21 protein-coding genes are annotated in these 26,463 nt (G+C 28.7%); 8 read left to right on the top strand and 13 right to left on the bottom strand.

Annotated features, from left to right (window positions below; all coding sequences use genetic code 11):
* The first annotated feature begins 39 nt into the window (after window positions 1-39).
* Together arsC and SY27_RS00385 are read left to right on the top strand one after the other, a co-directional pair.
* Complete coding sequence (gene arsC / locus SY27_RS00390; RefSeq protein ID WP_045966394.1) at window positions 40-381, top strand: arsenate reductase (glutaredoxin); 342 nt, start codon at window positions 40-42, stop codon at window positions 379-381.
* A gap of 81 nt (window positions 382-462) precedes the next feature.
* Window positions 463-2,931, top strand: a complete 2,469-nt coding sequence (locus SY27_RS00385; RefSeq protein ID WP_045966392.1) for an outer membrane beta-barrel family protein — start codon at window positions 463-465, stop codon at window positions 2,929-2,931.
* Window positions 2,932-2,997: 66 nt separating this feature from the next.
* On the opposite strand, the gene SY27_RS18955 is transcribed toward SY27_RS00385, so the two are convergent.
* The gene (locus tag SY27_RS18955) at window positions 2,998-3,168 is read right to left on the bottom strand and encodes a hypothetical protein (RefSeq protein ID WP_045966390.1); all 171 of its coding nucleotides are present in this window, start codon (window positions 3,166-3,168) and stop codon (window positions 2,998-3,000) included.
* A gap of 125 nt (window positions 3,169-3,293) precedes the next feature.
* On the opposite strand from SY27_RS18955, the gene fumC reads away from it, so the two are divergent.
* Complete coding sequence (gene fumC, locus SY27_RS00375) at window positions 3,294-4,676, top strand: class II fumarate hydratase (RefSeq protein ID WP_045966388.1); 1,383 nt, start codon at window positions 3,294-3,296, stop codon at window positions 4,674-4,676.
* Here fumC and SY27_RS00370 read toward each other — a convergent pair.
* Both SY27_RS00370 and corA read right to left on the bottom strand, forming a co-directional pair.
* Complete coding sequence (locus SY27_RS00370) at window positions 4,673-5,377, bottom strand: DUF1003 domain-containing protein (protein ID WP_045966386.1); 705 nt, start codon at window positions 5,375-5,377, stop codon at window positions 4,673-4,675. The two genes, fumC and SY27_RS00370, sit on opposite strands and share 4 nt — an antisense overlap.
* Before the next feature lie 22 nt (window positions 5,378-5,399).
* Entirely contained in the window at window positions 5,400-6,470 is a 1,071-nt protein-coding gene (corA, locus tag SY27_RS00365; protein WP_045966384.1) for a magnesium/cobalt transporter CorA, read from the bottom strand.
* Between the two features lie 72 nt (window positions 6,471-6,542).
* Between corA and hutI the strand changes: the two genes are divergently transcribed.
* Entirely contained in the window at window positions 6,543-7,781 is a 1,239-nt protein-coding gene (gene hutI, locus SY27_RS00360) for an imidazolonepropionase (RefSeq protein ID WP_045966382.1), read from the top strand.
* Window positions 7,782-7,838: 57 nt separating this feature from the next.
* On the opposite strand, the gene SY27_RS00355 is transcribed toward hutI, so the two are convergent.
* Together SY27_RS00355 and SY27_RS00350 are read right to left on the bottom strand one after the other, a co-directional pair.
* Window positions 7,839-8,696, bottom strand: coding sequence for a neutral zinc metallopeptidase (locus SY27_RS00355; RefSeq protein WP_045966380.1), 858 nt, complete (start codon window positions 8,694-8,696; stop codon window positions 7,839-7,841).
* A gap of 16 nt (window positions 8,697-8,712) precedes the next feature.
* On the bottom strand, window positions 8,713-9,357 hold the full coding sequence (locus SY27_RS00350) for a hypothetical protein (RefSeq protein ID WP_045966379.1): 645 nt from the start codon (window positions 9,355-9,357) through the stop codon (window positions 8,713-8,715).
* A 370-nt stretch (window positions 9,358-9,727) separates the two neighbouring features.
* Here SY27_RS00350 and SY27_RS00345 point away from each other — a divergent pair, with 370 nt between their 5' ends.
* The 4 genes from SY27_RS00345 to SY27_RS00330 all read left to right on the top strand — a co-directional run bounded on the left by SY27_RS00345 (window position 9,728) and on the right by SY27_RS00330 (window position 12,286).
* Window positions 9,728-10,231, top strand: coding sequence for a hypothetical protein (locus SY27_RS00345; RefSeq protein WP_235270872.1), 504 nt, complete (start codon window positions 9,728-9,730; stop codon window positions 10,229-10,231).
* A 3-nt stretch (window positions 10,232-10,234) separates the two neighbouring features.
* Window positions 10,235-10,882 (top strand): hypothetical protein, encoded by a 648-nt coding sequence (locus SY27_RS00340; protein ID WP_045966378.1) that lies wholly within the window; start codon window positions 10,235-10,237, stop codon window positions 10,880-10,882.
* 98 nt (window positions 10,883-10,980) lie between these two features.
* Window positions 10,981-11,640 carry a sensor histidine kinase gene (locus SY27_RS00335; protein WP_235270871.1) on the top strand — a complete coding sequence of 220 codons (660 nt, stop codon included), beginning with the start codon at window positions 10,981-10,983 and terminating at the stop codon, window positions 11,638-11,640.
* Entirely contained in the window at window positions 11,630-12,286 is a 657-nt protein-coding gene (locus SY27_RS00330; protein ID WP_045966376.1) for a response regulator transcription factor, read from the top strand. Before SY27_RS00335 ends, SY27_RS00330 begins: the two co-directional genes overlap by 11 nt.
* A 1-nt stretch (window position 12,287) precedes the next feature.
* On the opposite strand, the gene SY27_RS00325 is transcribed toward SY27_RS00330, so the two are convergent.
* From SY27_RS00325 to SY27_RS00290, 8 genes are all read right to left on the bottom strand, one after another.
* Window positions 12,288-12,749 carry a hypothetical protein gene (locus tag SY27_RS00325; protein ID WP_045966375.1) on the bottom strand — a complete coding sequence of 154 codons (462 nt, stop codon included), beginning with the start codon at window positions 12,747-12,749 and terminating at the stop codon, window positions 12,288-12,290.
* Window positions 12,750-12,830: 81 nt separating this feature from the next.
* Window positions 12,831-15,758 carry a protein translocase subunit SecDF gene (secDF, locus tag SY27_RS00320; protein ID WP_045966373.1) on the bottom strand — a complete coding sequence of 976 codons (2,928 nt, stop codon included), beginning with the start codon at window positions 15,756-15,758 and terminating at the stop codon, window positions 12,831-12,833.
* A 176-nt stretch (window positions 15,759-15,934) separates the two neighbouring features.
* On the bottom strand, window positions 15,935-16,867 hold the full coding sequence (gene mdh, locus SY27_RS00315; protein WP_045966371.1) for a malate dehydrogenase: 933 nt from the start codon (window positions 16,865-16,867) through the stop codon (window positions 15,935-15,937).
* Between the two features lie 212 nt (window positions 16,868-17,079).
* Window positions 17,080-19,020, bottom strand: coding sequence for a DNA topoisomerase (ATP-hydrolyzing) subunit B (gene gyrB / locus SY27_RS00310; RefSeq protein ID WP_045966369.1), 1,941 nt, complete (start codon window positions 19,018-19,020; stop codon window positions 17,080-17,082).
* A gap of 206 nt (window positions 19,021-19,226) precedes the next feature.
* Entirely contained in the window at window positions 19,227-20,840 is a 1,614-nt protein-coding gene (gene asnB / locus SY27_RS00305) for an asparagine synthase B (RefSeq protein ID WP_045966368.1), read from the bottom strand.
* 210 nt (window positions 20,841-21,050) lie between these two features.
* Window positions 21,051-21,482 (bottom strand): hypothetical protein, encoded by a 432-nt coding sequence (locus SY27_RS00300; protein ID WP_235270870.1) that lies wholly within the window; start codon window positions 21,480-21,482, stop codon window positions 21,051-21,053.
* Between the two features lie 133 nt (window positions 21,483-21,615).
* Window positions 21,616-23,373 (bottom strand): TonB-dependent receptor, encoded by a 1,758-nt coding sequence (locus tag SY27_RS00295; protein ID WP_045966364.1) that lies wholly within the window; start codon window positions 23,371-23,373, stop codon window positions 21,616-21,618.
* Window positions 23,374-23,446: 73 nt separating this feature from the next.
* Window positions 23,447-26,461 (bottom strand): tetratricopeptide repeat protein, encoded by a 3,015-nt coding sequence (locus tag SY27_RS00290; RefSeq protein WP_152640663.1) that lies wholly within the window; start codon window positions 26,459-26,461, stop codon window positions 23,447-23,449.
* Window positions 26,462-26,463 lie beyond the last annotated feature (2 nt).

Below are 26,463 nucleotides of genomic sequence, written 5' to 3'. Positions count from 1 at the left end.
CAATAATATCATTTCCTTTGTATTAAAATTTATACTATTATGATAACAATTTACCACAATCCAAGATGTTCAAAATCGAGAGAAGGTTTATGCGAAATTGAATCTTTCAACAAGCCTTTTATATTAAGAAAATATATGGACGAGCCTTTCTCTAAAGAAGAATTGAAAGACGTAATAAAAAAATTAGGAATAAGACCTATTGAATTAGTAAGAGTAAAAGAAAAAATTTGGATTGATGACTATAAAGGGAAAGAACTTTCTGATGAGGCTATAATTGACGCTATGTTAAATCATCCTAAATTAATAGAAAGACCTATTGTTGTGAATGATAATAAAGCAGTTATAGCACGACCTTTAGAAATGATTAACAAAATTCTATAGTTTTTTTAACATACTATTGGGAAGTGTAGATTAAACCTAAACATAAATTTGCTGTCTTAAAGAAAAACATACAAATTTATCATGCTAAAGAATTACAAATTAACCGCCCTTTTCTTTTTACTCTCATTACCAATGATGGTTTTTTCTCAACAAAGACCAGATGCAAAAAGAATTAAAGTTTCTGGTAAAATTATTGAAAAAGGAACTACATTACCTTTAGAATACGCAACTGTTGTATTTCAGGATGTTAAAAACCCTGAAAAATTAAGCGGTGGTGTTACTGATTTAAATGGTGATTTTAACTTTGAAATACAATCTGGGACATATAATGTTCGATTTGAGTTTATTTCTTTCAAAACTGTTGAATTTAAAAATAAAACATATAATACTAATACCGATTTTGGTACTGTATATTTAGAAGCTGATATTGCTCAATTACAAGCTGTTGAAGTTATTGCGGAACGCTCTACTGTAGAAATAAAGCTAGACAAAAGAGTTTATAATGTAGGAAAAGATATGATGGTAAAAGGTGGAACAGTTAGTGATGTTTTGGATAATGTTCCATCTGTTACAGTTGATCCAGAAGGAAATGTTGCTCTTAGAGGAAATGAAAATGTTAGAATCTTAATAGACGGAAAACCATCTGGTTTAGCTGGAATTAATATTGCAGATGCTTTAAAATTACTTCCAGCAGACTCTGTTGAAAAAGTAGAAGTTGTTACCAACCCATCTGCTCGTTATGATGCTGAAGGTAGTGGTGGAATTATAAACATTATTTTAAGAAAAGGAAAAGCACAAGGATTAAATGGTTCGTTTGTAGTTTCTGCTGGTGATCCTGAAAGCTATGGTGTAAGCTCAAGTTTAAACTATAGAAGTGATAAATTCAATTTATTTTCAAATACTGGTTATAATTATAGAACTTCTCTAGGGAATTCATTTAATAATTCTACTTACTTTGATAATGGTGTTATTCAAAACTATATTGATGAAAAAAGAAATAATGAACGTTTAAACAAAGGATATAATACAAACTTTGGAATAGAATTATTTATAAATAAATCAACTAGCTGGACAAATTCATTAACGATACAGAATAGTAGAGGAGAAAATCCAGATAATGTATTTTTCTATAATTTTGATGAATTAAGAAATCCTACTTATACTAGAAATCGATTTAACGATCAAAGAAGTAAAGATTTAACTTTTGAATACGCTACAAATTTTACAAAAAACTTTAAAAAAGAAGATCACAAATTAACAATTGATATGTCGTTCTCTCAAAACAGAGAAAATGACAATTCTATAATTAATGATCAAGTTTTAAACGATCCTAGTTCATTATTTGTTGAAAGAACATTAAATCCTCAAACTCAACAACGCAATCTTTTTCAAGCTGATTATGTATTACCTATAGGAAAAGAATCTCGTTTTGAAGCAGGATATCGTGGTAGTTTTCAAAAAAACCTAACTGATTTCCAAATTGATTTATTAGACAATGGAAACTGGGTTAGAAATGATTTATATTCAAATCTATTAGAATATAACGAAAATGTAAATGCCTTCTATGTTCAATTTGGTTCAAAAATCAATAAATTTTCTTATTTCTTAGGATTACGTTTTGAAGATAGTAATATTGATGTAAACTCAATTTCGGTTAACGATTATAATACTAAAAAATATAATAATTTCTTCCCAACTGCTACTGTAAACTATGAATTTTCGGAAACAAGTAGTTTAAGTTTAAGCTATAGTAAAAGAATTAATAGACCAAGAGGTCGTTTCTTAAATCCTTTTTCAACTTATTCAAGTAGAATTAATATTTTTAGAGGAAATCCTGATTTAAATCCTGCTTATACAAATGCATTTGATTTAGGATATTTAAAAAGATGGAATAAAGTAACATTCAACACCTCTGTTTATGCTAATTTAACAGATGATTCGTTCCAATTCATCAGAAGAGAATCTGGATCAATCGTTGATGGTGTTCCCGTTATTGAAGCAACGCCTATTAACTTAGCAACAGAATTTAGATCTGGTTTTGAATTTAATGTAAATTATTCTCCATATAAATGGTGGAGATTGAATACTAATTTCAATCTTTATAGAAACGAAACAAAAGGAGATTATAGATATATAAATTCATTAAATGAAGAAATCGTTCAAAATTTCGATAATGTAGCATCAAGTTGGTTTGCAAGAGTTTCTTCTAAAATTACATTACCATACAAAATTGATTGGCAAACAAATGCAACCTATAGTGCACCAGAAAATAATGCACAAGGTAAAAGATTATCAATGACTAGTGTAAATTTAGCATTTAGCAAAGATGTTTTAAAAGACAAAGGAACAATTGCATTAAATGTTAGCGATTTATTTAATTCTAGAAAAAGACGTTCTGAAACTAATTTAGAAAATATAACTAGTTATTCAGAATTTCAATGGAGACAAAGACAAATTAATCTTTCTTTTACTTATAGATTTAATAAGCAGAAAAATGAAAGAGAAAATCAGAGAAGAGACGATAACGGTGGAGATGACTTCATGGGATAATATAAAAAAAAGGACTGCAAATGCAGTCCTTTTTTATTTTTAAACAAGAAAAATAATTATTATTTATTATTCTTGTCTTTCTTGCTGTTTTTTGGCTCTTTTCTCTTTGATTAATTCAACAATAGCACCACCTAACCAATAAGGTACAAACGACGCTAAAAAAATCATTAACCAAAACCCGATTGTTAAAATGGTTAAGAAAAGTAAAAAACCTAAATACTGATCAAATTCAAACATGTTTTCCGGAATTTATGAATTCATGCCAAAGATACTAGTATTTATTTTTTTTAGCAATATAATAACACTTTTTATTTCTTTAAAACCCTGATAAATTGTAATTTTCTTAAATAATAAAAAGTAGTATGAAATATAGAATTGAAAAAGACACATTAGGTGAAGTACGTGTTCCTGAAAATAAATTATGGGGTGCACAAACAGAGCGTTCAAGAAACAATTTTAAAATTGGAACAGAAGCATCAATGCCTTTTGAAATAATTAAAGCTTTTGCTTATTTGAAAAAAGCCGCAGCTTACACAAATACAGAATCAAAAGTACTTTCTACCAAAAAAAGAGATGTAATTACTCTAGTATGTGATGAAATAATAGAAGAACAATTAAATGACCATTTTCCTTTAGTTATTTGGCAAACAGGTTCTGGAACACAGTCTAACATGAATGTAAATGAAGTTATTGCTAATAGAGCGCAGCTTTTAATGAAGAAAGAAATTGGTACAGAACCCGTTTTAAAAGCCAATGATGACGTTAACAAATCGCAATCTTCAAATGATACTTTTCCAACTGCTATGCACATTTCTGCTTATATTATGCTTGTTGAAAAAACTATTCCTGCTATTGAAAATCTACTTAATACTTTTAAACATAAATCTGAAAGCTTCAAAGACATTGTTAAAATAGGAAGAACCCATTTAATGGATGCAACACCTTTAACCTTAGGTCAAGAATTTTCTGGATATACTCAATTATTAGCAAACGGTTTAAAAACCTTAAAAAACTCTTTATCAAGTCTGTCTGAATTAGCACTTGGAGGAACAGCTGTTGGAACAGGTTTAAATACACCTAAAGATTACGATACATTAGTAGCTCATTATATTTCAAAATTTACAGGTTATCCGTTTATAACTGCTCCAAATAAGTTTGAAGCTCTTTCTGCTCATAATGCAATCGTTGAAAGTCATTCCGCATTAAAACAACTAGCAATTTCCTTAAATAAAATAGCTAATGATATTAGAATGCTAGCTTCTGGTCCTCGTTCGGGAATTGGAGAATTATTACTTCCTGAAAATGAACCTGGCTCATCTATAATGCCTGGTAAAGTAAACCCAACACAATGTGAAGCTTTAACAATGGTTTGTGCTCAAGTAATGGGGAATGATGTAGCCATAACAATAGGTGCGACACAAGGACATTATGAATTAAATGTTTTTAAACCTATGATTATTGCTAATTTTCTTCAATCAGCACAATTATTAGGCGATGCTTGCAACTCTTTTAATGAGAATTGTGCTAAAGGAATAGAACCTAACAACAAACGAATTGATGAATTAGTTGCTAATTCATTAATGCTTGTTACAGCGTTAAATACTAAAATTGGATATTATAAAGCGGCCGAAATAGCACAAACAGCTCATAAAAACGGTACCACTTTAAAAGAAGAAGCAATTCGATTAGGCTATGTTACAGCAGAAGATTTTGATCTTTGGGTAAAACCTGAAAATATGATTTAACTTTTAGGATTATTTATTTTATCAATTATATCATTCATCATATCAATTTGAACCTTTTGAATTTCAAGCATTGATTGTTCTTGATGTAGAATTAAATGGTCTATTTTTTCATGCAACATTCTAATTTCTAATTCTGATTTTAGATTAATCATATAATCATTTTTTGCTCTTTCTCTATCTTTTTCTTCTTGTCTATTTTGACTCATCATAATTACTGGAGCTTGAAGAGCTGCAATACAAGATAAAATCAAATTCAATAAAATAAATGGATAAGGATCAAAACCTTTATTTATAAGAAGGAAAACATTAACAATAATCCAAACAATTAAAAAAAACAGAAATGAAAGAATAAAAGTCCAACTTCCTCCAAATTGAGCAACCTTGTCTGCAATTTTTTGTCCAAAAGTACTTTTAGATTTAACTTCAATAATTTGACTTAAACTACTTTTATCTTTCATAGAGTCTAAAACCATATTTTCTAGCCCTGAAAGCTCTTCTTCTTCATTTAACAATAATGAACCTATATATTTTTCTCTATATTTATTCAATTCAGATATAGAAATTACACTAGTATTTGTAAACGAATTATTTTCTTTTACAATTAAATCAAAAATTGGTTTCCTTATAGATTTTGCTGATATTTTTTCACTTATTGGAAATTCTTTTTTTGATATTGAGCTAACAAATATATTTTCTTTCATAGTTTTTCTAATTATTTCATATTTAAAACCATTTTTTCTTTTTAAAATAATAAAGCATTAATAATACTAAAACAATCATTACTCCTAGAATGATAAAATATCCGTATCGATATTCAAGTTCTGGCATATGTTTAAAATTCATTCCATATATACCTGCTATAAATGTAAGAGGTAAAAAAACTGATGAAATAACCGTTAATGTTTTCATCACTTCATTCATTCTATGACTTTGAGCAGTGTAGAAAAAATTGCTTGCACTATCTAAAGTTTTCATATCGTAATCAATTTGTTCCAAAAGTTCCAATGCCTTTTGGTGCAACCTACCAAAGAAAATATAATTCGCTGTTTCTATACAATCAAACTCATCATCATCTTTAATGGTTTTAATCGTAAATAACGCATCTCGCAAAGGAGTAATAGAACGTTTTAACAAATGAAAAATCTCCCTTAACTTCTCAATTTCTTCCATTATTTCTGGACTATCAGAAGTTTTTGAAGCTAATAAAAGAGATTCTATTTTATTTTCTTTGCTTTCTATAGTAATATAAAAATTTTCAATAATTGAATCGAGCATTAAATACAGTAAATAATCCACTTTCTTTTTACGAACAATTCCAGTGTTTCCTCTTAAACGTTCTCTTATATGCGTAAAAAAGTCACCTCTCTTTTCTTGAAAAGATACAATTAAATTATCCTGTAGTAAAAAACTAATTTGTTCAATCAATATAGTTCCTTCGTCATCATTTGGCAAGATAGATTTCACACTAAAAAACAAGGTATCATCTAACTCATCTAATCGAGTTCCTCTAGTAATATTTAAAATGTCTGAAACAATTAAACTATTTAGTTGAAGATATTCTGCCAATGATTTTATGATTTCTACATCATTTAGGCCATGAATATTAAGCCAATTATTTAATTCAAATTTCTTTTTTTCATTAAACTCTTTTACAGATATTTTTTCATATTCGTCAACCTCTTTTTCATTAAATACAAAAAGTTGCATTTCAGTTTGCTTATCCTTATAAACTCCTGTATATTCTAACGGTTGTGAATTTACTTTTCTTCCTTTTTTATATCTTAATTTTCTCAAGATTTATAGTTTTTAAGCATAAAGATAGGTGTTTTTAAAAATTGCTGCTTATTTTTGTGAAAATTTTATTTCATGCAAAAACTTTTTATCAACATAAAAGAACTTCTTCAAATAAGAACTAATCCAATAGACAAAGTATCGGGTGATGCAATGGCAATATTACCAAAAATTGATAATGCTTTTTTACTTATTAAAGATGATATCATTGAAGATTTTGGAACAATGGCTAACTGTCCGAAACTTGAAAACACTGAAGTTATTGATGCTACAGGAAAAGTAATTTTACCTACATGGGTTGACAGTCATACGCACATTGTTTATGCTGGAAATAGAATTCAAGAATTTGTAGATCGAATTAATGGATTATCGTATGAGGAAATTGCTAATCGTGGTGGTGGTATTCTAAATTCGGCTAAAAAATTAAATGAAACTTCTGAAGATGAGATTTATGAACAATCAAAACTCCGTTTAGAAGAAGTGATGCTACAAGGGACTGGAGCTGTTGAAATAAAATCGGGTTATGGTTTAACAATTGATGGCGAATTAAAAATGCTTCGTGTAATAAAACGATTAAAAGAGAATTATAGCCTTCCTATAAAAGCTACCTTTCTTGGTGCTCATGCTTTTCCTATTGAATATAAAGAAAATCATGCTGCTTATATTGATGTTATTATTAATGAAATGCTACCTAAAATTGCTGCTGAAAATTTAGCCGATTATATAGATGCTTTTCTAGAAACTGGATATTTTTCTGTAGATGAAACTGTTAAAATTATGGAAGCAGGAAGAAAATATGGTTTAATCCCAAAAATCCACGTAAATCAATTTACTGCAATTGAAGGAATAAAAGCTTGTGTAGAGCAAGGTGCCTTATCTGTAGATCATTTAGAAATTGTAACTGATGAAGACATTGAAGTACTAAAAAACAGTAATACTATGCCAGTTGCTTTACCTAGTTGTTCTTATTTTATTAGTATTCCTTATACACCTGCTAGAAAAATGATAAAAGCTGGTTTACCTTTAGCTCTTGCTACTGACTTTAATCCGGGTACTACTCCATCTGGAAACATGAACTTTGTTGTAGCAACAGCTTGTATCAAAATGAAGATGACTCCTGAAGAAGCTATTAATGCTGCAACAATAAATGGTGCTTATGCTATGGGAATTAGTAAAACTCATGGAAGTATTACTAAAGGAAAAAAAGCAAATATTATTGTCACAAAACCACTCACATCCTATTATCAATTACCTTATGAATTTGGAAATAATCTCATTGAAAAAGTAATGATTGATGGAGAGTTTTTTTCATAAAAAATACCCCAAAAGTTAATTAAACTTTTGGGGTATTTTTATTTATTTAAAATCTTTTTACAATTCTTCTTTAAAAGTATCATGTTGATTAATATCTCCAGAATTGTAACCTTTCATAAACCACTTCATACGTTGCTCAGATGAACCATGAGTAAATGAATCTGGAACCACATGACCTTGCATTTTACTTTGAATAGCATCGTCTCCTACTGCATGAGCAGCGCTCAATGCTTCTTCAATATCACCTGCTTCTAAATACTTTTTATTATAATGTGCCCACAATCCTGCATAAAAATCGGCTTGAAGTTCTAAACAAACAGATAGTTTATTTGCTTCAACCTTACTTTTCCCTTGTTGTGCTTGTCTTACTTTTTGTGAAGTCCCAAGTAAAGTTTGAATATGATGCCCTACTTCATGAGCGATAACATAAGCAATTGCAAAGTCTCCTCCTTTTGCTCCAAAACGAGTACGAAGTTCTTCAAAAAAACGTAAATCCATATATACTTTATGATCTGCTGGACAATAAAATGGTCCTGATGCAGAACTAGCTCCTCCACAAGCTGTTTGAACAGCATCGGTAAATAATACCATTTTTGGTTTTTCATATTCACCTATTTGGTTATCTCTAAAAATTTTAGTCCAAATATCTTCTGTATCTGCTAAAACTGTAGCGGCAAACTGACCAAGCTCTTTTTCCTCTGTTGTTAATTCTCTCTGTTCTGTTTGCTGAGTAGTAGGTTGCTGATTCATTTGTTCTAAAACTGGAGCTACCATCTTACCTGTATCACCTCCAAAAATTTGTAACAAAAGGACAATTATACCTATAATTCCTCCACCTGCAACTACTTTCCCTTTTGAAGACATTCCTCTTCTATCTTCTACGTTATCACTTTGACGTCTGCCTTGCCATTTCATAAATAATCTATTTAAATTAAACCTCAGATGATCCTATTTGATCAATAATATTCTCTTCTTCTTCAATACCTATAATATTATCATACAATACAAAAGTCATTGCTGGCCAAAATGGTAGTGTAAAAAGAATCCCAATACATAAACCTATAAGTCCTAACATAATTACTACAATTGCAATAAGTAATGCTACAAAAATATGTATTGGTTGTTTTGCTACTAATTTAATACTTTTTTCAATAGCTTCACCAAAACTTTGATTTCCAAATATTACTATAGGAATAAATAATACTGTAAAAAGACTAAATATAATATGTATAATTATATTTATAAATGATAATGCTAAAAAATCAAATAGTCCTGTTAAGATAAGCGTTCCTAATGCAATTATAGCCGAACCTATTACGATATCCTTAAAATACTTTCCTTTGTAATAATCAAATATTGTACTAACATTAAGAGGTTCATTCCTTTTTGCTAAGAAACAGATTTTTATAAATCCTGCGTTTAACGGTGCTGTTAATGATGCAAAAACAACTGAAAGAATAAGGTTTCCAATTAAATATGTTGAATCGAGCTTCATTTCATTCATTTCAACTGCAAAGTCTGCAAAATCATTAATTCCATATATAAACAAAAATAAAAAACTATATAAAACAATCATTACAAAAATTAGTAAAAGATATCCTAATCCTGAAATAAGAAATGTTTTCTTATATATTTCAATACTTTAATCTATCACTTTACCCAAATCTAAGCTATATCCTTTCTCTAATTGCTCTTCAATTTTACTTTTCACCTATTTTTCTATTTTGAGCAAAAATAAAGGAAAAATAATATAAAATAAATTATTTACGAGAATTCAATTACTAAATAAGCTTCTTATAAATAAGAAACAGGTACTATCCTTATTAATAAATCACTATAAATCAACAGAAAAAGTAATTATCCTTTGAAAAAGGGGGATTTTCCCCTTGTTTCACTTTAAGGTTAGGAATACATTTGTCCCATATCAATTTAAAACCATTACTATTATGAAAAAAATGAATAACGTTTTAATTGCAGATGATCTTCAGACAATTGAAATTAAATCAAAAGAAGACAACATGAGTTACAGCAAACCTAAACAGTTAATCACGAATTCGTTTGCTAAAGAACTGAATAATAATCATACAGAAGCAATTGCAACTGCAAATAAAAATGCGAAGGATGACGCAAATGCTTTTTGGTATTCATTAGAAGAATTGGAAAATTACATCAATCATATTAAAACAGAAGGAATTGAAAAAGGCTATAAAATTGATGGCATCAGATTTTATATAGGTAAATATCCAAATAAAGAAGAATATAAGGAAAAAGCGGGAATGACTACAATATTTTTAAGTCCAACTGGATATAAAACAGAAGCGCAAAAAAGTAGTTTACTAAGTTATTCATCAAAAGAAGAATTAGGACAAAGCAGTGATGTTGATGAAATTAGTCCGCTAAATTATGGTTCAATGGGAAACCCTCCAAAAATGTCGTATCCTTCAAATTAAAAAATGTTAGAAAATATAAGATTTTATACTATTTATTTAGCTTTGTTATCTGGAATTATTGGTTTGTTTTTCTTTTACAAACTACCAAATAACAAAGCTAAATCTATTTTGGTTATGATATGGCTATCTGTTATAATTGAGTTTTTAGGAATCAATTTTAGCAAATGGACAGGCATAATCAATTATTTCATATTTAATTTTTACATTTTAATAAGCTTCATTTACTATATATACCTACTAAAATTATTAGTACATAAAATCATATATAAAGCAATTGCAAACCTATTCTTAGTTATTTATATTATTTTTTATGCTATCAATTTTATACTTATTCAAAATAATATTGATGAAACTTTTACCAATAGTTTTGCAATAGGTGTTCTCTTTGTTTTAATTCTATCTTGCTTATATTTAATTGAGATGTTTAATTCTGAAAAGATTTTAAATTTTAAAAAGTCAATTTATTTTTGGTTTATATTAGGTGTTTTACTTTTCCATCTTCCATATTTACCTTTTTTATTAGCACTTGATTGGTTTTTAATAGAAAGAGTAGAATCAATCTATAGTTTTGTAGTGTTTATTTTAAATTTTTTAATGCATAGTTGTTTTATAATAGGATTCATATGGACAGAGAAAAGGTACAATTATTAGTAATATCGCTTAGTATTGTATTTTTTACTTTACTAATAATACTGTTTGCGCTATTTTTTTATTTTCAGAAAAAGAAAACACAATTTCTTATAGATAAAATGGAGTCTGAAATTCATTTTCAATCTGAATTAATTAAAACTAGAGTTGAAATAAAAGATCAAACATTATCAGAAATAAGTAAAGAATTACATGATAATATAGGTCAAATAATATCTGTTGCAATAATGCAAGTGAATTTGTATTTAAAAAATGAAGAGAAAGTTACAAAAGCAGATTTAAATGAATTAAAGAATGTCTTAGCCAAGTCATTAGATGAAATTCGAATATTATCGAGAATAATTAACAAAGACAATTTAATAAATACTAACTTTATAGAGTCTATAAAAAATGACTTTGATAGAATTAAAAAGTTAAAAAATATAGAATGTGTTTTTAATCACGATGAGACCTTTCCTAAAATTAATGTAGAGCATGAATTAATTCTATATCGCATTTTTCAGGAAGCAATCCATAATAGTTTAAAACATTCATTAAGTAAAAAAATAGAGATTGACGTTACTTGTGAAAAGAAAAAACTATTAATTAGATTAAAAGATTATGGTATTGGGTTTGATTTAAACAAGACAAGTAAGGGTTTAGGCTTAAACAATATAAAGTTTAGAGCTAAACTTATAGGAGCAACTGTTTCAATCGAATCTAATAATAATGGAACAATTTTACTTTTAGAATACCTTTTAAACAAGAAAAATGAAAACTAAAAATAAAGTAATAATTATTGACGATCATTTATTATTCTCACAATCTTTAAAATTTTTGATTAATAGTTTTGAAGACTTTATTGTTGTAAATAATTTTGAAAATGGAAAAGATTTTATTGATTCTGTAGTTGCAAATAAGATAAATTTGGATGAAATTGACATTATATTACTTGATGTAAATATGCCAATACTTGATGGACTAAAAACAATGGAATGGATTAAAATTAATCATGAAAGTTCAAAAGTAATTGCTCTTTCTGTAAATGATGATGAGGAAACCATTATAAAAATGATGAAAAATGGAGCTAAAGGATACTTACTAAAAGATACTTCTCCTCAAATATTTGAAGAAGCTCTAAATACTGTTTCAGATAAAGGTTTTTTCTTTACTGAATTAGTTTCTGGACTTCTTATTAATAGATTAGACAATAATAAAAATATAAGATTAGAACTGAAAGATAAAGAAATTATATTCATCAAACATGCTTGTACTGAAAAAACGTATAAAGAAATAGCTGATGAAATGTGTTTAAGCCCTAAAACTATTGATGGTTATAGAGAAAATCTATTTTCAAAATTAGAGATAAGAACTAGAATAGGTTTAGTTTTGTATGCAATAAAAAATAAGATTGTTAATATAGAATAGTCTATTGTTTTTTTACTTTAATTCCTACACCAAGTACATTGGGAAGGTAATCTCCGCTAAAATTATTCTTAATTTCAACTTTATATTTTCCTTTTTGCAATGCCATTTTTTCTTTGATTGTAAAATACAAATCGCAAATATCACCTGAACAATCTGCCAAATCTTTTCCATTTTCATCTTTTATTTTTAAATTAATAGGAATAGATTCTTTCTTACCATCAGGATAAAAAATAATAACATTAAATGGAACCGATTGAAATTGGAAATCGTAAACATGACCAAGATGTAATATCAAATCTACTTTAGATTCGTTATTTTTAATTAAAAAATCAAATGATTTCACTTCTTTGGTCAACCATCTATTTTCTTTAAAATCAGAATAAAATTTACTATAAACTATATCCTTATCACAAGATAATAAGAAAAGAAAAACAAGAAAAAATAAATGTTTACAATATTTCATATTACAGAATTTAGTCCTATAAATATATAAAAAAAAGACCTGAAAATTCAGGTCTTCTTTTTATATATAATATGTTAAATACTATTCTTCTTTTTTAAACTCAGCCATTTTCTTAGCTTCTTTATCACTCATAGTATCATTCATTACAGGAGTTGCAACGAATAATGACGAATAAGTTCCTACTAAGATACCTACTAAAATAGCAAATACGAATCCTTTTACTGAATCTCCTCCGAAGAAGAAAATTGCAAGTAATACTACTAATGTAGTTGCAGATGTATTAATTGTTCTACTTAATGTAGTATTTAATGCTTTATTTACTAATCCTTTAAAATCTGACGATGAGTTATAATCTAAATACTCTCTTACACGGTCAAATACAATTACCGTATCATTTAATGAATATCCAATTACAGTTAAGATTGCTGCAATAAATGCTTGATCTATTTCCATATTGAAAGGTAAAATTGTATAAAAGAAAGAGAATATCCCTAATACAATGATAACATCATGCGCAACAGCAGCAACAGCACCAAGACCAAACTGCCATTTTCTAAACGACATCATTAAGTAAAGGAAAACTACAAATAATGATCCTAAAACAGCCCAAATAGAGTTTGTTTTAATATCTTTTGAAATTGTTCCAGATACTTTAGAAGATTGCATAATTCCGATATTTTTACCATCATAAGAATTCACAAATTTCTCGTAAGTTAAATCTGCTGGTAAATGTTTCTTTAATGCATCAAATAATGTATTTGCTACTTCTTTATCTATTTCTTCACCTTCTTCTTCTACTTTGTATTTTGTAGTAATTTTTAATTGATTGTCATTACCAAAAACTTTAGCTTCAGCACTTCCAAATACAGCTACTAATTCATCTGTAACTTGTGGAGCAGAAACTGCTTTATCAAAACGAACTTGGTATGTTCTTCCTCCTACAAAATCAACTCCTTGATTTAATCCTTTTGTAAATAAAGAAACTAAACTTAATACAATTAATGTACCTGAAATCACATAAGCAATTTTACGTTTTCCTAAGAAATCAAAGTTTAAGTTTTTAAACCAATTTTTTGTAATTGATGTAGAGAAAGCAATTTTTTCATTTCTACTTAAACTCCAGTCAAGGAATATTCTTGTAATAAATATAGCTGTTATTAATGATGTAATAATACCAATTAATAATGTAGTTGCAAAACCTTTAATTGGTCCTGTACCTAATACAAATAAGATTAATGCAGTTATAAAAGTAGTAACGTTTGCATCTACAATAGACGACATTGCTCCTTTCCATGTATAAGCATAATTAACAGCTTCTTCAACTGTTTTACCTGAATCTAATTCTTCTTTTGCTCTCTCGTATATAATTACGTTTGCATCTACTGCCATACCAATTGTTAATACGATACCTGCAATACCAGGTAATGTTAACACAGCTCCAAAACTTGCTAAGGCACCAAAAATGAATAAGATATTCACTAATAATGCTAAATTAGCATAGAAACCAGCTTTACCATAATATACAACCATCCATAAAAGAACTAAAGAGAAACCAATAATGAATGACAACATACCACTTCTTACAGATTCTTTTCCTAAAGATGGTCCTACTACTTCAGATTGAACAATTTTAGCTTCAGCAGGTAATTTCCCAGCTCTAAGAATGTTTGCTAAATCTTTAGTTTCATTAAGCGTAAAGTTTCCTGAAATTTCAGATTGTCCACCTGAAATAGCTCCTCTACTTACACCTGGTGCAGAATATACAATATTATCTAAAACGATTGCAATAGCATTTCCTTGTTGAGAAACTTTTCCAGTTAATTTTTCCCATTCTTTTGCTCCAGTTCCGTTCATTTGCATTGAAACGGCTGGTTTACCTAATTGATCAAATGTATCTCTAGCATCAACAATAACACCTCCACTAATAGGAGCTTTACCATCTCTACCTCTTTTTAATGCATATAATTCAACAATATCTGGAGTTTTTTCATCTGTTTTTCCCCATACAAATTTAATGTTAGATAAAGCATTTGGTAAATTTGAAACAATATCACTTCTCCTTAAATATCCACCAATCAAAGCAGTATCAGTAACTTTAGCATATCCTAAAACTGATAACCCTTGTTGTTGAGTAATTTGTAATTTTTCAAATAATGGATTTGATTGAACTTGAGTTGAATCAGCTTTATCCGTTAATAAAGAGTCTATTCCTGTTGAAACTTTATCTTTTACTTCATCTTTAATTGCAACTTCAGTTTTTTTCAATACTTCATTTGCAGAAATTAAATAATTAGCTACTTCTTCTATTTTATAAGTTTCCCAAAACTCTAATTTTGCAGTACCTTGTAATAATTTTTTAATACGATCTACATCTTTTGCACCTGGTAATTCTACTAAAATTCTACCCGAATTTCCTAACATTTGAATGTTTGGTTGCGTAACACCAAATTGGTCAATACGCTTTCTTAAAACTCCAAAAGCACTTTCTACAGATTCAATAACTTTTTGTTTGATAATCGGCTCTATTTGAGCGTTAGTCATATCAAATTTAATTACTTCATCTAAATTTTTATTTCCAAAAATGTCAGAACTTGCTAATTTTAAATTTGCATTATTAGCTTCAATAAAGAAAGCATCAATATAATCTTGATTTCCCCTTTGATTCGTTTTTGCATCATTTAAAGCTTTAACAAATGCTACATTTTTTGAGTCATTTGCTAAACCGCTTAAAATATCTTTTACAGATATTTGAAGAATTACGTTCAATCCACCTTCAAGGTCAAGTCCCTTTTGTAGTTGATTATCTCTCACTTCATTATAGGTTTTCCCTAAGAAAACCGTTTCTTTTCCAATCGAATCTAGATATCTTAATTCTTTTGTGAAATCTCCTTTTGCAAATGTTTTAGCATCTTCACTAATTCCATTAGCTACAAAAGTGAAAGAAAGTTGGTAAATACAAACCAACGCGAAAAGAATTGCGAAAAATTTAATTAGTCCTTTATTCTGCATTATTACTATAAATTAATTATTCTATTTTATAAAAACGGACAAATATATAATTTACAATAGGATTAACCAATTTTATTTCCTAATAAAATTAGTTTTTTTCAATATTAACCTATTGTTGACTATATAAAAAAAACTGTCATTTTATTTGACAGTTTTTTTTATTCCTTTTTTATATATTACAAAACTGCTTTTAAGTCTGCATTCATATTACGAACTGCGTCTGCACTCTTAGCAAATAATGCTTTTTCAGTATCATTTAATTGTACGTCTACAATTTCCTCTACTCCATTTTTCCCTATAATACATGGTACTCCAATACAAATATCATTTTGTCCATATTCTCCTTCTAACATTACTGAACAAGGTATCATACGTTTTTGATCATTTAAAATACTATCTACTAAATAAGCTACTGATGCTCCAGGTGCATACCATGCTGATGTTCCTAACAAACCTGTTAATGTTGCACCACCTACCATTGTAGAAGCTGCTACTTTGTCTAATTCTTCTTGTGATAAGAAGTTTGAAACTGGAGAACCATTATAAGATGCTAATCTTGTTAAAGGAATCATTGTTGTATCACCATGACCACCTATAACCATTCCTTGTACATCATTTCCTGGTTTTTGTAATGCTTGAGATAAAAAGTATTTAAAACGAGAGCTATCCAAAGCTCCTCCCATACCTATTACTCTATTCTTTGGCAAACCTGTTGCTTTTAATGTTAAATAAGTCATAGTATCCATTGGGTTAGAAACCACAACAATAATTGCATTAGGTGAGTGAGTTAATACATTTTCCGCAACTGATTTTACAATTCCAGCATTAATTCCTATTAATTCTTCACGAGTCATTCCTGGTTTTCTAGGAATACCCGAAGTAATTACTACTACATCACTCCCTGCTGTTTTTGAATAATCATTTGTACTTCCTGAAACTTTTGTATTAAAAACTGTAGTTGTAGCACATTGCATGATATCCATTGCTTTTCCTTCTGCAAATCCTTCTTTGATATCTAATAATACTACTTCACTTGCAATTCCTCTATATGAAATTACATCTGCACATGTTGCACCTACATTTCCTGCACCTACTATAGTTACTTTCATTTTATTTTTTTTGTATGTTGTTATTTACTATTTTTTTATTAACTCTCGCAAATTTACCAAAAGCAAATGAACTTTGCAAAGCAAGTTTGTTATATAATTTTAGCTAAAAGATGAAAGTTCAACAAAACTTAACTCTTTTATTTTTATATCCTTTTTTTAAGCAGTTAGGCACCTTATATAAGATGCCTAACTGTTATTTATTTATAGCTATACTAAACATCAATTTTAGCATAAGCTGCATTTTTCTCAATAAACTCTCTACGAGGAGGAACTTCATCTCCCATTAACATTGAAAACACTCTATCCGCCTCAGATAAACTATCTATTGTTACTTGGCGTAGTGTTCTAAAATCTGGATTAAGAGTTGTATCCCATAACTGTTCAGCATTCATCTCTCCAAGACCTTTATACCTCTGAATGTTTACACCTCCACCCATTTGCATTGCAATTTTATCACGTTGATTATCATTCCAAGCATATTCTTTTTTATTTCCTTTTTTCACTAAGTACAAAGGTGGTGCAGCAATATATACGTGTCCTCCTTCAATCAATTCTTTCATATATCTGAAGAAGAATGTTAGGATAAGTGTTGAGATATGACTACCGTCGACATCGGCATCACACATGATTACTACTTTATGATATCTTAATTTTGAAAGATTTAAAGCTTTACTATCTTCTTCTGTACCAACAGTTACGCCTAATGCAGTAAAAATATTACGAATTTCTTCATTTTCAAAGACTTTATGCTGCATTGCTTTTTCAACGTTCAAAATCTTACCTCTTAATGGCAAAATAGCTTGAAACATCCTATCTCGTCCTTGTTTTGCAGTACCACCTGCCGAATCTCCCTCAACAAGGAAAATTTCACATTTTGCAGGATCTTGTTCAGAACAATCAGAAAGTTTCCCTGGTAAACCTCCACCGCCCATAACGGTTTTACGTTGTACCATTTCTCTAGCTTTTTTAGCTGCATGACGTGCTTGAGCTGCTAAAATTACTTTTTGAACAATAATTTTTGCATCATTAGGATTCTCTTCCAAATAATTTTCAAGCATTTCTGCTACTGCCTGAGAAACAGGAGAAACAACTTCTCTATTTCCTAATTTTGTTTTAGTTTGACCTTCAAATTGAGGTTCTTGTATTTTTACAGAAATAATAGCCGTTAAACCTTCACGGAAATCATCACCTGATATTTCAAACTTTAATTTATCTAATAACCCAGAAGCATCTGCATATTTTTTCAAAGTTCGGGTTAATCCCATACGAAAACCTTGTAAATGCGTTCCTCCTTCGTGAGTATTAATATTATTTACATAAGAAAAGATATTTTCATTATAACTTTCATTATAAATTAAAGCGACCTCAACAGGAATTTCTCCTTTATCATTTTCCATGCTAATAACATGACTAATGATTGGCACTCTATTGCCATCTAAAAATTTAACGAATTCTTTTAATCCTTCTTTAGAATGAAAAATTTCTGATATAAAGTTTCCTTCTTTATCTTTATTTCTCTTATCTGTTAATGTAATTGTAATCCCTTTATTCAAAAACGATAACTCTCGCATACGAGCTGCTAAAGTATCATAAGAGTATTCTAATGTTTGAGTAAAAATTGTAGCATCTGGTTTAAATGTAACCATTGTACCTCTTTTCTCTGTTGTTCCAATTTGTTTAACAGGATATAAAGATTTTCCTTTTTCATATTCTTGTTCCCAAATTTTCCCGTCTCTATATACAGTTGCTCTTAGATTATCAGACAATGCATTTACACATGATACACCTACACCATGAAGTCCTCCAGAAACTTTATATGAATCTTTATCAAACTTACCTCCTGCTCCAATTTTAGTCATTACAACTTCCAAAGCAGAGATTCCTTCTTTCTTATGAATATCTACAGGAATACCACGACCATTATCTTCAACCGAAATAGAATTATCTTCATTTATAAATACAGATATAGTATCACAATGTCCAGCTAAAGCTTCATCAATTGAATTATCAACAACTTCATATACTAAATGATGTAAACCTCTAACTCCAGTATCTCCAATATACATAGAAGGTCGCATTCTAACATGCTCCATTCCTTCTAAAGCCTGAATACTGTCGGCTGAATAATTGTTTTTCTTTACTTCTTCACTCATATTTTAATTCTTAAAAAAGACTGGTTATTATTAAACAGACAAATATAACCATTATATAAAAATTTATCTTCCTTTAGTTTTGTTTTTAGGCATAAGTTATTAACAAATGTTGAAAATTTTCATTTTAAGAGGGTTTTAAGCGATTAAAAATAAAAAAACGTCAACTAATATAGCTGACGTTTCAAAAACAAATCATATTCAAAATTTTAAACTATTTCTTTTTCTTTTGCAATTTCAATATCTGCTTGTACATGTGCTGCATTTGCTCTACCACTTGGGTCTTGATTTTCTTGCCATTTTGGAATCCATTTTCTTACTGTTTGCGCAGCACTTTCCTGTGGAAAATGTTTATGAAAAATGGTTCTATAATAAAAAGCTTCTTTACTTGTAGGCGTATTATATGGAAATAAATCTTTAGCTTTTGCAAATTCCACATCAGATACTTGTGTTGTACAATATTCTATTAATTGATCTATCCAATTATACCCAACTCCATCAGAGAATTGTTCTTTTTGTCTCCATAAAACTTCATCTGGTAAATAAGGTTGCTCTTTTGTATCAAATGCTTTTCTTAATATATATTTTTCAATTCCTTTATATCTTTTCGGTTGTTTTTCTTCTGGTCTAATTTTTATTGCCAATTCTAAAAACTCTTTATCTAAAAATGGCACACGTGCTTCTAATCCATGAGCCATTGTCGATTTATCGGCTCTTAATAAATCGGCTGTAAATAATTTTTGAACTCTTTCAATTGTTTCCTTTTGAAAATCTTCTGAAGATGGAGCATTTCTAAAATACAAATACCCTCCAAATATTTCATCTGCTCCTTCACCAGACAATACCATTTTAATTCCTAAATCGGTAATCTTTTTAGACATAAAATACATTGGTGTACTTGCCCTAATAGAAGTAACATCATAAGTTTCTAAGTGCCAAATAAGGTTCTCAATATTTTTAATTCCTTCTTCAATTGAAAAATATACTTCATGATGTTCTGTTCCTAAAAATTCAGCAACTTTTCTTGCTGCAACTAAATCTGGAGCATTTTCATCTAAACCAATTGAGAATGAATGAAGCGTTTGCGAATCTCCCAACAATCGTTTTGCAATTGAAGATGTCAATGATGAATCTAATCCTCCTGAAAGTAAAACTCCAAATGGAACATCTGCCATTAATCTTTTACGAACTGCTTCTGTTAGTGTTTCCTTGATTGCTGTATAGTCTAATTCTTCTACTGCTTTTAAATCGTCTTCCCATTCAGGTTTATAATATTTTACAAAACCTGTTTTATTTGTATAATAATGTCCTGGTGGAAAAGTGGAAAATGTTTTACATTGATCTGCTATTGATTTCATTTCACTTGCAAAATAGTATCTTCCCCTTTCATCAATACCATAATATAATGGTTTAATTCCTAATGGATCTCTTCCTACTATAAAATCATCTCCATCTACCACTACAAAAGCAAACATTCCATCTAAATAGTCGCAAAAGTCATATCCAAATTCTTCATATAAATGAACAATTACTTCTGAATCTGAAGTTGTTCTAAAAGTGTGATGTTTCAAGACCGTTTCTCTTAAAGCACTATGATTATAAATTTCACCATTATGCACCATCCAAGCAGATGATGTACCTTGAATAGGTTGTTTCCCTGTATGCAAGTCTACAATTGATAATCTTTCATGTGAAAGTATGTGTCCGTTTTCCGTAACATGAATATCACTTTCATCTGGTCCACGATGACTCATTCGCTTTGATAATTGTTGCACTAAAGCTTCTTCTTTTCCTTTTCCTATAATGGCTAAAATTCCACACATAACTTTATAATTTATTTTTAATACTTTGTTTCTGTTTCATTAACAAAGCAAATTTGAGTATTTAAGTACTAAATATAAATCATAAACTTAATTTTAATTACAAATTATAACCAAAATATCTAAATTATAATTAAAATTTAAACTAAAATGATAAAAACACATGGTATTGGTTACAAATCATAAAAAAACCACTTTACAAGTGGTTTTTAATTATTCTATTTTTACAATTTTATGGTTTGTTTTATTAAAAGTGAAGGTTTCTTCCTTTTTTTTCCCTTTCATTTCTTTTCCTAATGGTGAATGTAAAGACAATGCTATTATTTCTTTTCCATCAACTTCAATCTTTGGTAAAGCTAAACTTATAAAGAAAATAAATTTATCTGTGTAAATTAAGCTTCCTAAGCCAATGTATTTATTTACAAGGGTAACATCAATATTTTCTAATATACTTTTTTGATCTAAAACTTCTTTCAGGTTATGATTTAATTTTTCTTGCTCTAAATGCATCATAGACAGAGCTGTTTCATGCTTATCGCCTGCTGAACCTTTTGCATCATTTTGAGCGTCTTCTGCCAAATCAGCAATTCTATTACGAAGTGTTTTTATTTTTTCTTCTAATAAATTACAATAATGATTGTACATTTTTTGTTTAAGGTTCATATTTATAAATTAGCTTTTAAAAACACTCTCAAATTCTGACAAAAAATCGTTCTTATTCTCTTTTTTACGACTAAAAAAAGAAAGTTTACAACTATAACTTGTTTACTTTTCAATTCTAAAAATCAAATTTATAATTAGCTCCTAAAAGCACTTGAACACCTTGTACTGGAAAGTTTGTCCAACGATTATATTGTTGATTTGCTAAATTATTTCCTCTTAAAAACGCAGTTAATCTGTCATTATATTTATATCCGACATGAGCATTTAAATCGAAATAACTATCTAAAGTTACATCTTGTGGTTGAAATTCTGGAGGAAAAACTGCCGCTAAGCTCTGAACTGAAACTCTATCTTTTCGTTCTCCCACAAAAAACACATTTACACCAGCATACCATTTTTCATTAATATCAAAATCTAATGTTGTTCCTACTTTCAACTGTGGTAAATTCCATGCTTCTGATTCTTCGTCTGTTGTATAATTATTATAAGTTCCATTAATTCCTAATGATACATTTTTAGAAAAATCGGCTTTAATTTCTCCAAAAAAACTTGCTGTTTTAACATTATCATACACTACTTTGAAAGAGTTTCCATATGTATAACCTTCTGTATTTGCATTCTGAAAAACGTATTCATTACTCATGAATAGAGGTTTATTATCTTCATTATTAAATGATCCTCTTATATTAAAAGCTACAGTATTAGCTAATTTCCCTTTTAATCCTACATAAATATCATATTTATTATCTGTTGGTGCAACAAAAAGTGTTGGAGAAACAAAAGGACTTTGATCTACAAAATCAGCATACGAATTTTGATTTAAACCACCTTCAGCTCCAGCATATCCTATTAATACATCACCAACAATTTTATAAGATGCTTTTACATTTGGATAAACAAACAATTTACTATCACTTTCACCATTTATTTTTCCTGTTGTATAAAATATTCCTGCTCCAAGCTGTACTGATAAATCGTCTTGTTGATATAAGATGCTTGGCTTAGTTCCGAAGATAACATTGCTATATTTAATTTCATTTGAAGCAGTATAATCTTTTTCAAATTTACCACCTACATAATCTAATATAAAATTTGCTTTTATTTTTTGATTTACAACATCAAAATCAAAATTTGGCTTCACATAAAAACGGTTTTCTCCTGAACCAAATCCGTCAGAAAATCGTTTAAAGAGTAAACTCGCTTCATTAAAAAAGCTGTTTTCTAAATTTAATTTTCCACCTAAAGCAATAGTGTTGTAAGATTGTTTTGGATCGATTTCTTTTATTGTTGCTTCATCAAAAACGATATTCTTTGTTGGTAAACCATACCAATTATAAATTTGGTTTTTAATACCTAAATCTACATTCCAACTCAAGTCTCGTTCACGTGTTCCATAGGTAATATCTAAGCTTGTATTATAATATTTATCGTCTAATACTAAGTCTTTTATTCCTCCTTGAGAAGATAAATGACGTAACATTCCTCCTACATAGCTATTTCTTCCAAAATTTTCTGTCACAAATAATTCTGCATTTACTGCTGAATAGTTCCCAAATCCTAGTGTTGCATAATTACGAAATATTTTCTCTCTTTCTGCTTTATCTACAGATGCTGCTTTTCCTTTTGCTGGTGTGAAAGTTGAAGCTACTGGAAATGAGAAAATATTATATTGAATTGTTTCTTTATTCATACTTTCATCGTCTTCCATTACTGGTGTTTCTTTTACTTTAAAAGCATCAGATATTGTTGGAGTATATGGTTTTACAATATTTACTACTTCAGAACCTATATTTTCGTCTTTTACCTGTGAGAAAGATATTTGTGTTACTAAAGTAAGGATTGCTAGTGATAAATATATTTTGACTTTGTTCATATTTATTATTTTTGGATAAAAGAAAATAGAATATATTCTAAATTTTTCTTTTTATTCTTTTTTATATTTTATACTAATTAGTTACTGATGAATTTGTTTTAGACACTTCAGTTTTAATTTTATTTAATTCTGTTTTAGCTTCCTCTACAACATCTGGATAATCTGAGAAATTCTTAATTACACTTTCCAAAATATAAGTTGCTTGAAAACTGTCTTTTAATCCATAAAAATTCTTAGCCATTATCACTAATCCTTTTGCTCCGTAATATTTATATCCTGAATAATCTTTTGCGATTTTCTGAACTACTTTATTTGAAGCTTCAAATTTTTCTTCTTTATTTTTGAAATATGCATCATAATATAGCGCTTCTGCTGCTAATTCTCCTTTTGCAATTTTTAATAAATCAGCATAAGCTTGTTTTGCCTTAACTTCGTCATTTGTTTTAATTGCTGAACGTGCTACAATAATTTGAGCATCACTTTTAATTCTATCATCAATTTTGTCATTTGCTAACACTTTATCCGCATAAACAACAGCACTTGTATAATCTTCTTTTTCATAATACGATTTCATCAAATTAGATTGTGCATACGTTTTATTTTGAGGAAAATCGGCTTCATTTTCTAAACGCTTTAAAACAGGAATTGCTTTATCATAATCGTTTGTTTTTAAATGTACTTGACATAAACGTGCTAAAGCTTGCTCTGTAAACTCGTTTCTTGACTGATTTACAACATATTCATAATGTTTAATTGAATTAGATTCTAACTTATCTGCAAAGTATAATTGAGCTAAATAGAAGTTTGCTTTTAATGCATGAATTCCATTAGGAAATTTAGCAACATAACTACTAAATCCAGAAATAGCTTGTTTTGCATTGTTCATTAAATATTGTTTTTCAGCAGATTCGTAAGTTGTATTATCTAAATCGGCATTTGAAACTTCAACAAAGCTTAGCGTTTTAACCCAATTTGAATATTCATCTACTTTTCCACTATCTACATAAATTAATCTAGCCGTAGAAACTGCTTCTAATGATTCTGGACTTCCTGGATATTCGGCAGCTACTTTTTTAAACTTCGTTAATGCTTGATCACTTTTATTATTATTGTAATAAATTAACCCTTGTTTTAAAATTGCTTTTGCTACATAAGAACTTGTTTTGTAATTAGTAATTAATTTATCGTAAGTGGCAACTGCTTTAGATTCATTATTTTCATTTACATAAGTATTTCCCAATTCGTAAAATGCATCATCTGCATATTGCGAGTTTGGATACGTTTTTACAAATTTTTCTAAATCTTCTATTTTTCTATCATTTCTATCTACAAATCCGTAACTAATTCCCTTTTGAAAGGCCGCATAATCTGAATTAACACTTTTTAATTCAATCGTTTTATTATAAGCTTCCATTGCAGGCCAATATTTGGCTGAAATAAAATTACAGTCTCCTAAACGAAGATAAGCATCTGTTTTTCTCACATTATCGTTCATTACCTCAGCGGTAAAATCTGTAAAGTGCTTTATAGCATTGTCATATTCTTTTAACTTGAAGTATGAATAAGCTAAGTTATAATTCACATTTTTATATTCTGGTGTAGATGCTGCTTCATTATAGTTCATGAACTGTTTAAAGCTTAGCATTGCTTCTTTATATTGATCTAAATTATATTCTGTTTCAGCTTTCCAAAAAGTAGCACGCGCTGTAAATTTTGAATCTTTATTTTCCGAAATGGATTTTTTAAATAATGAATATGCTTCTTGATAATTACTGTCTGTGTACAATTCTAATCCTCTATAAAAAGTTACTTTTTGATATGCTAACTTATTTTCTGGTGATTTATTTTTTTCTAATAAGACTAGTGCTTCTGCATAATTTTTTGATGTAATGTAAGAACTAATTAATAATGTATTAATCTCCTCTTTATTAGAGTTGTTAGGATATTTATCTAAATAAGCATTTAAAATTTCAGGAACAGATTGATATGGATTTCCTATTTCATAACTTAATTTAGCATAATTTAAATAAGCATCTTCTTGAATTTTAGGCTCAAACTCCATTTCTGATGCCGTTTTGAATGCATTTAAAGCTTGTTGTTTTTTACCTGTTTCTAAATAACTTTCAGCTAAATGATAATAAGCATTTTGGGCTACAAAATCATTTCCATTAATAATCTTATTAAACTGAGCAATTGCATTTTCATAATCTTTTTGCTGATAATAAGCATATCCCAATTGATAATAATCTGTATTATTCCATTTTCCTTTTTTCCCTTTATATTCTAACAAATAAGGTAATGCTTTATCATATTGCTTTAAATTAAAATAACTTTCACCTATAATCTTAGATAATTCGCTTTTTTCAATTGCATTTGACTTAGGCATTTGCTCTTGACCTAAATCTATTGCTTTTTGAAAATTCCCTAATTTGAAATTCATATCGGCTTGAAAATAGCCCATTTTCTCTTTATACTTATCTTTATCTTGTACTTGATCAAAATATTGATTCGCAGTATTATAATCATCTGTTTCATAAGACATATAACCTAAATAGTATTTAGCTTGACTACCAAATGTTTTAGAGTTTAATACTTTATTGAAATATTTTGATGCTTCAGTAGTATTTTTTGCTGTAAAATAAGAATATCCTTTTTGAAAATTATATTTTTCTTGATCTTCGTAAGACATTGAACTTTCATTTACTTTATCAAACCATTCTAATGATTTAGCATAGCTACCTTGCTCAAAGTAATAGTGAGCTACTTCAATATAGGCTTGATTTTGTTTTGTACTTGTAGGGTAATCTTCTACAAATTTTTCAATTAAGTCATCTGCTCCCATTTGATTTAATCGAATAGCACAATTCGCAATATAATAGGCACAATCAGCTTGTACTTCCTGATTTGAGACTTCTTTTTTAACTCTTTCAAATAAAATTTGAGCGGATTGATATTGTTTATCCTTATACAATGCGACAGCTCTATCATACTCTTTCAAATCATGTGTATAAATTGAAGATTGTTGAGCTGAAACCATTAATGGACTAACAAATAAAAAGAATAAGGAAAGTTTCAGTATTTTTATCATTT

Source organism: Flavobacterium sp. 316 (assembly GCF_000967805.1).
In the GTDB taxonomy this organism is placed as follows: Bacteria; Bacteroidota; Bacteroidia; order Flavobacteriales; family Flavobacteriaceae; genus Flavobacterium; species Flavobacterium sediminilitoris.
The sequence above is the reverse complement of the archived record's forward strand: the minus strand, read 5'-3'. Positions and strand labels throughout refer to the sequence as shown.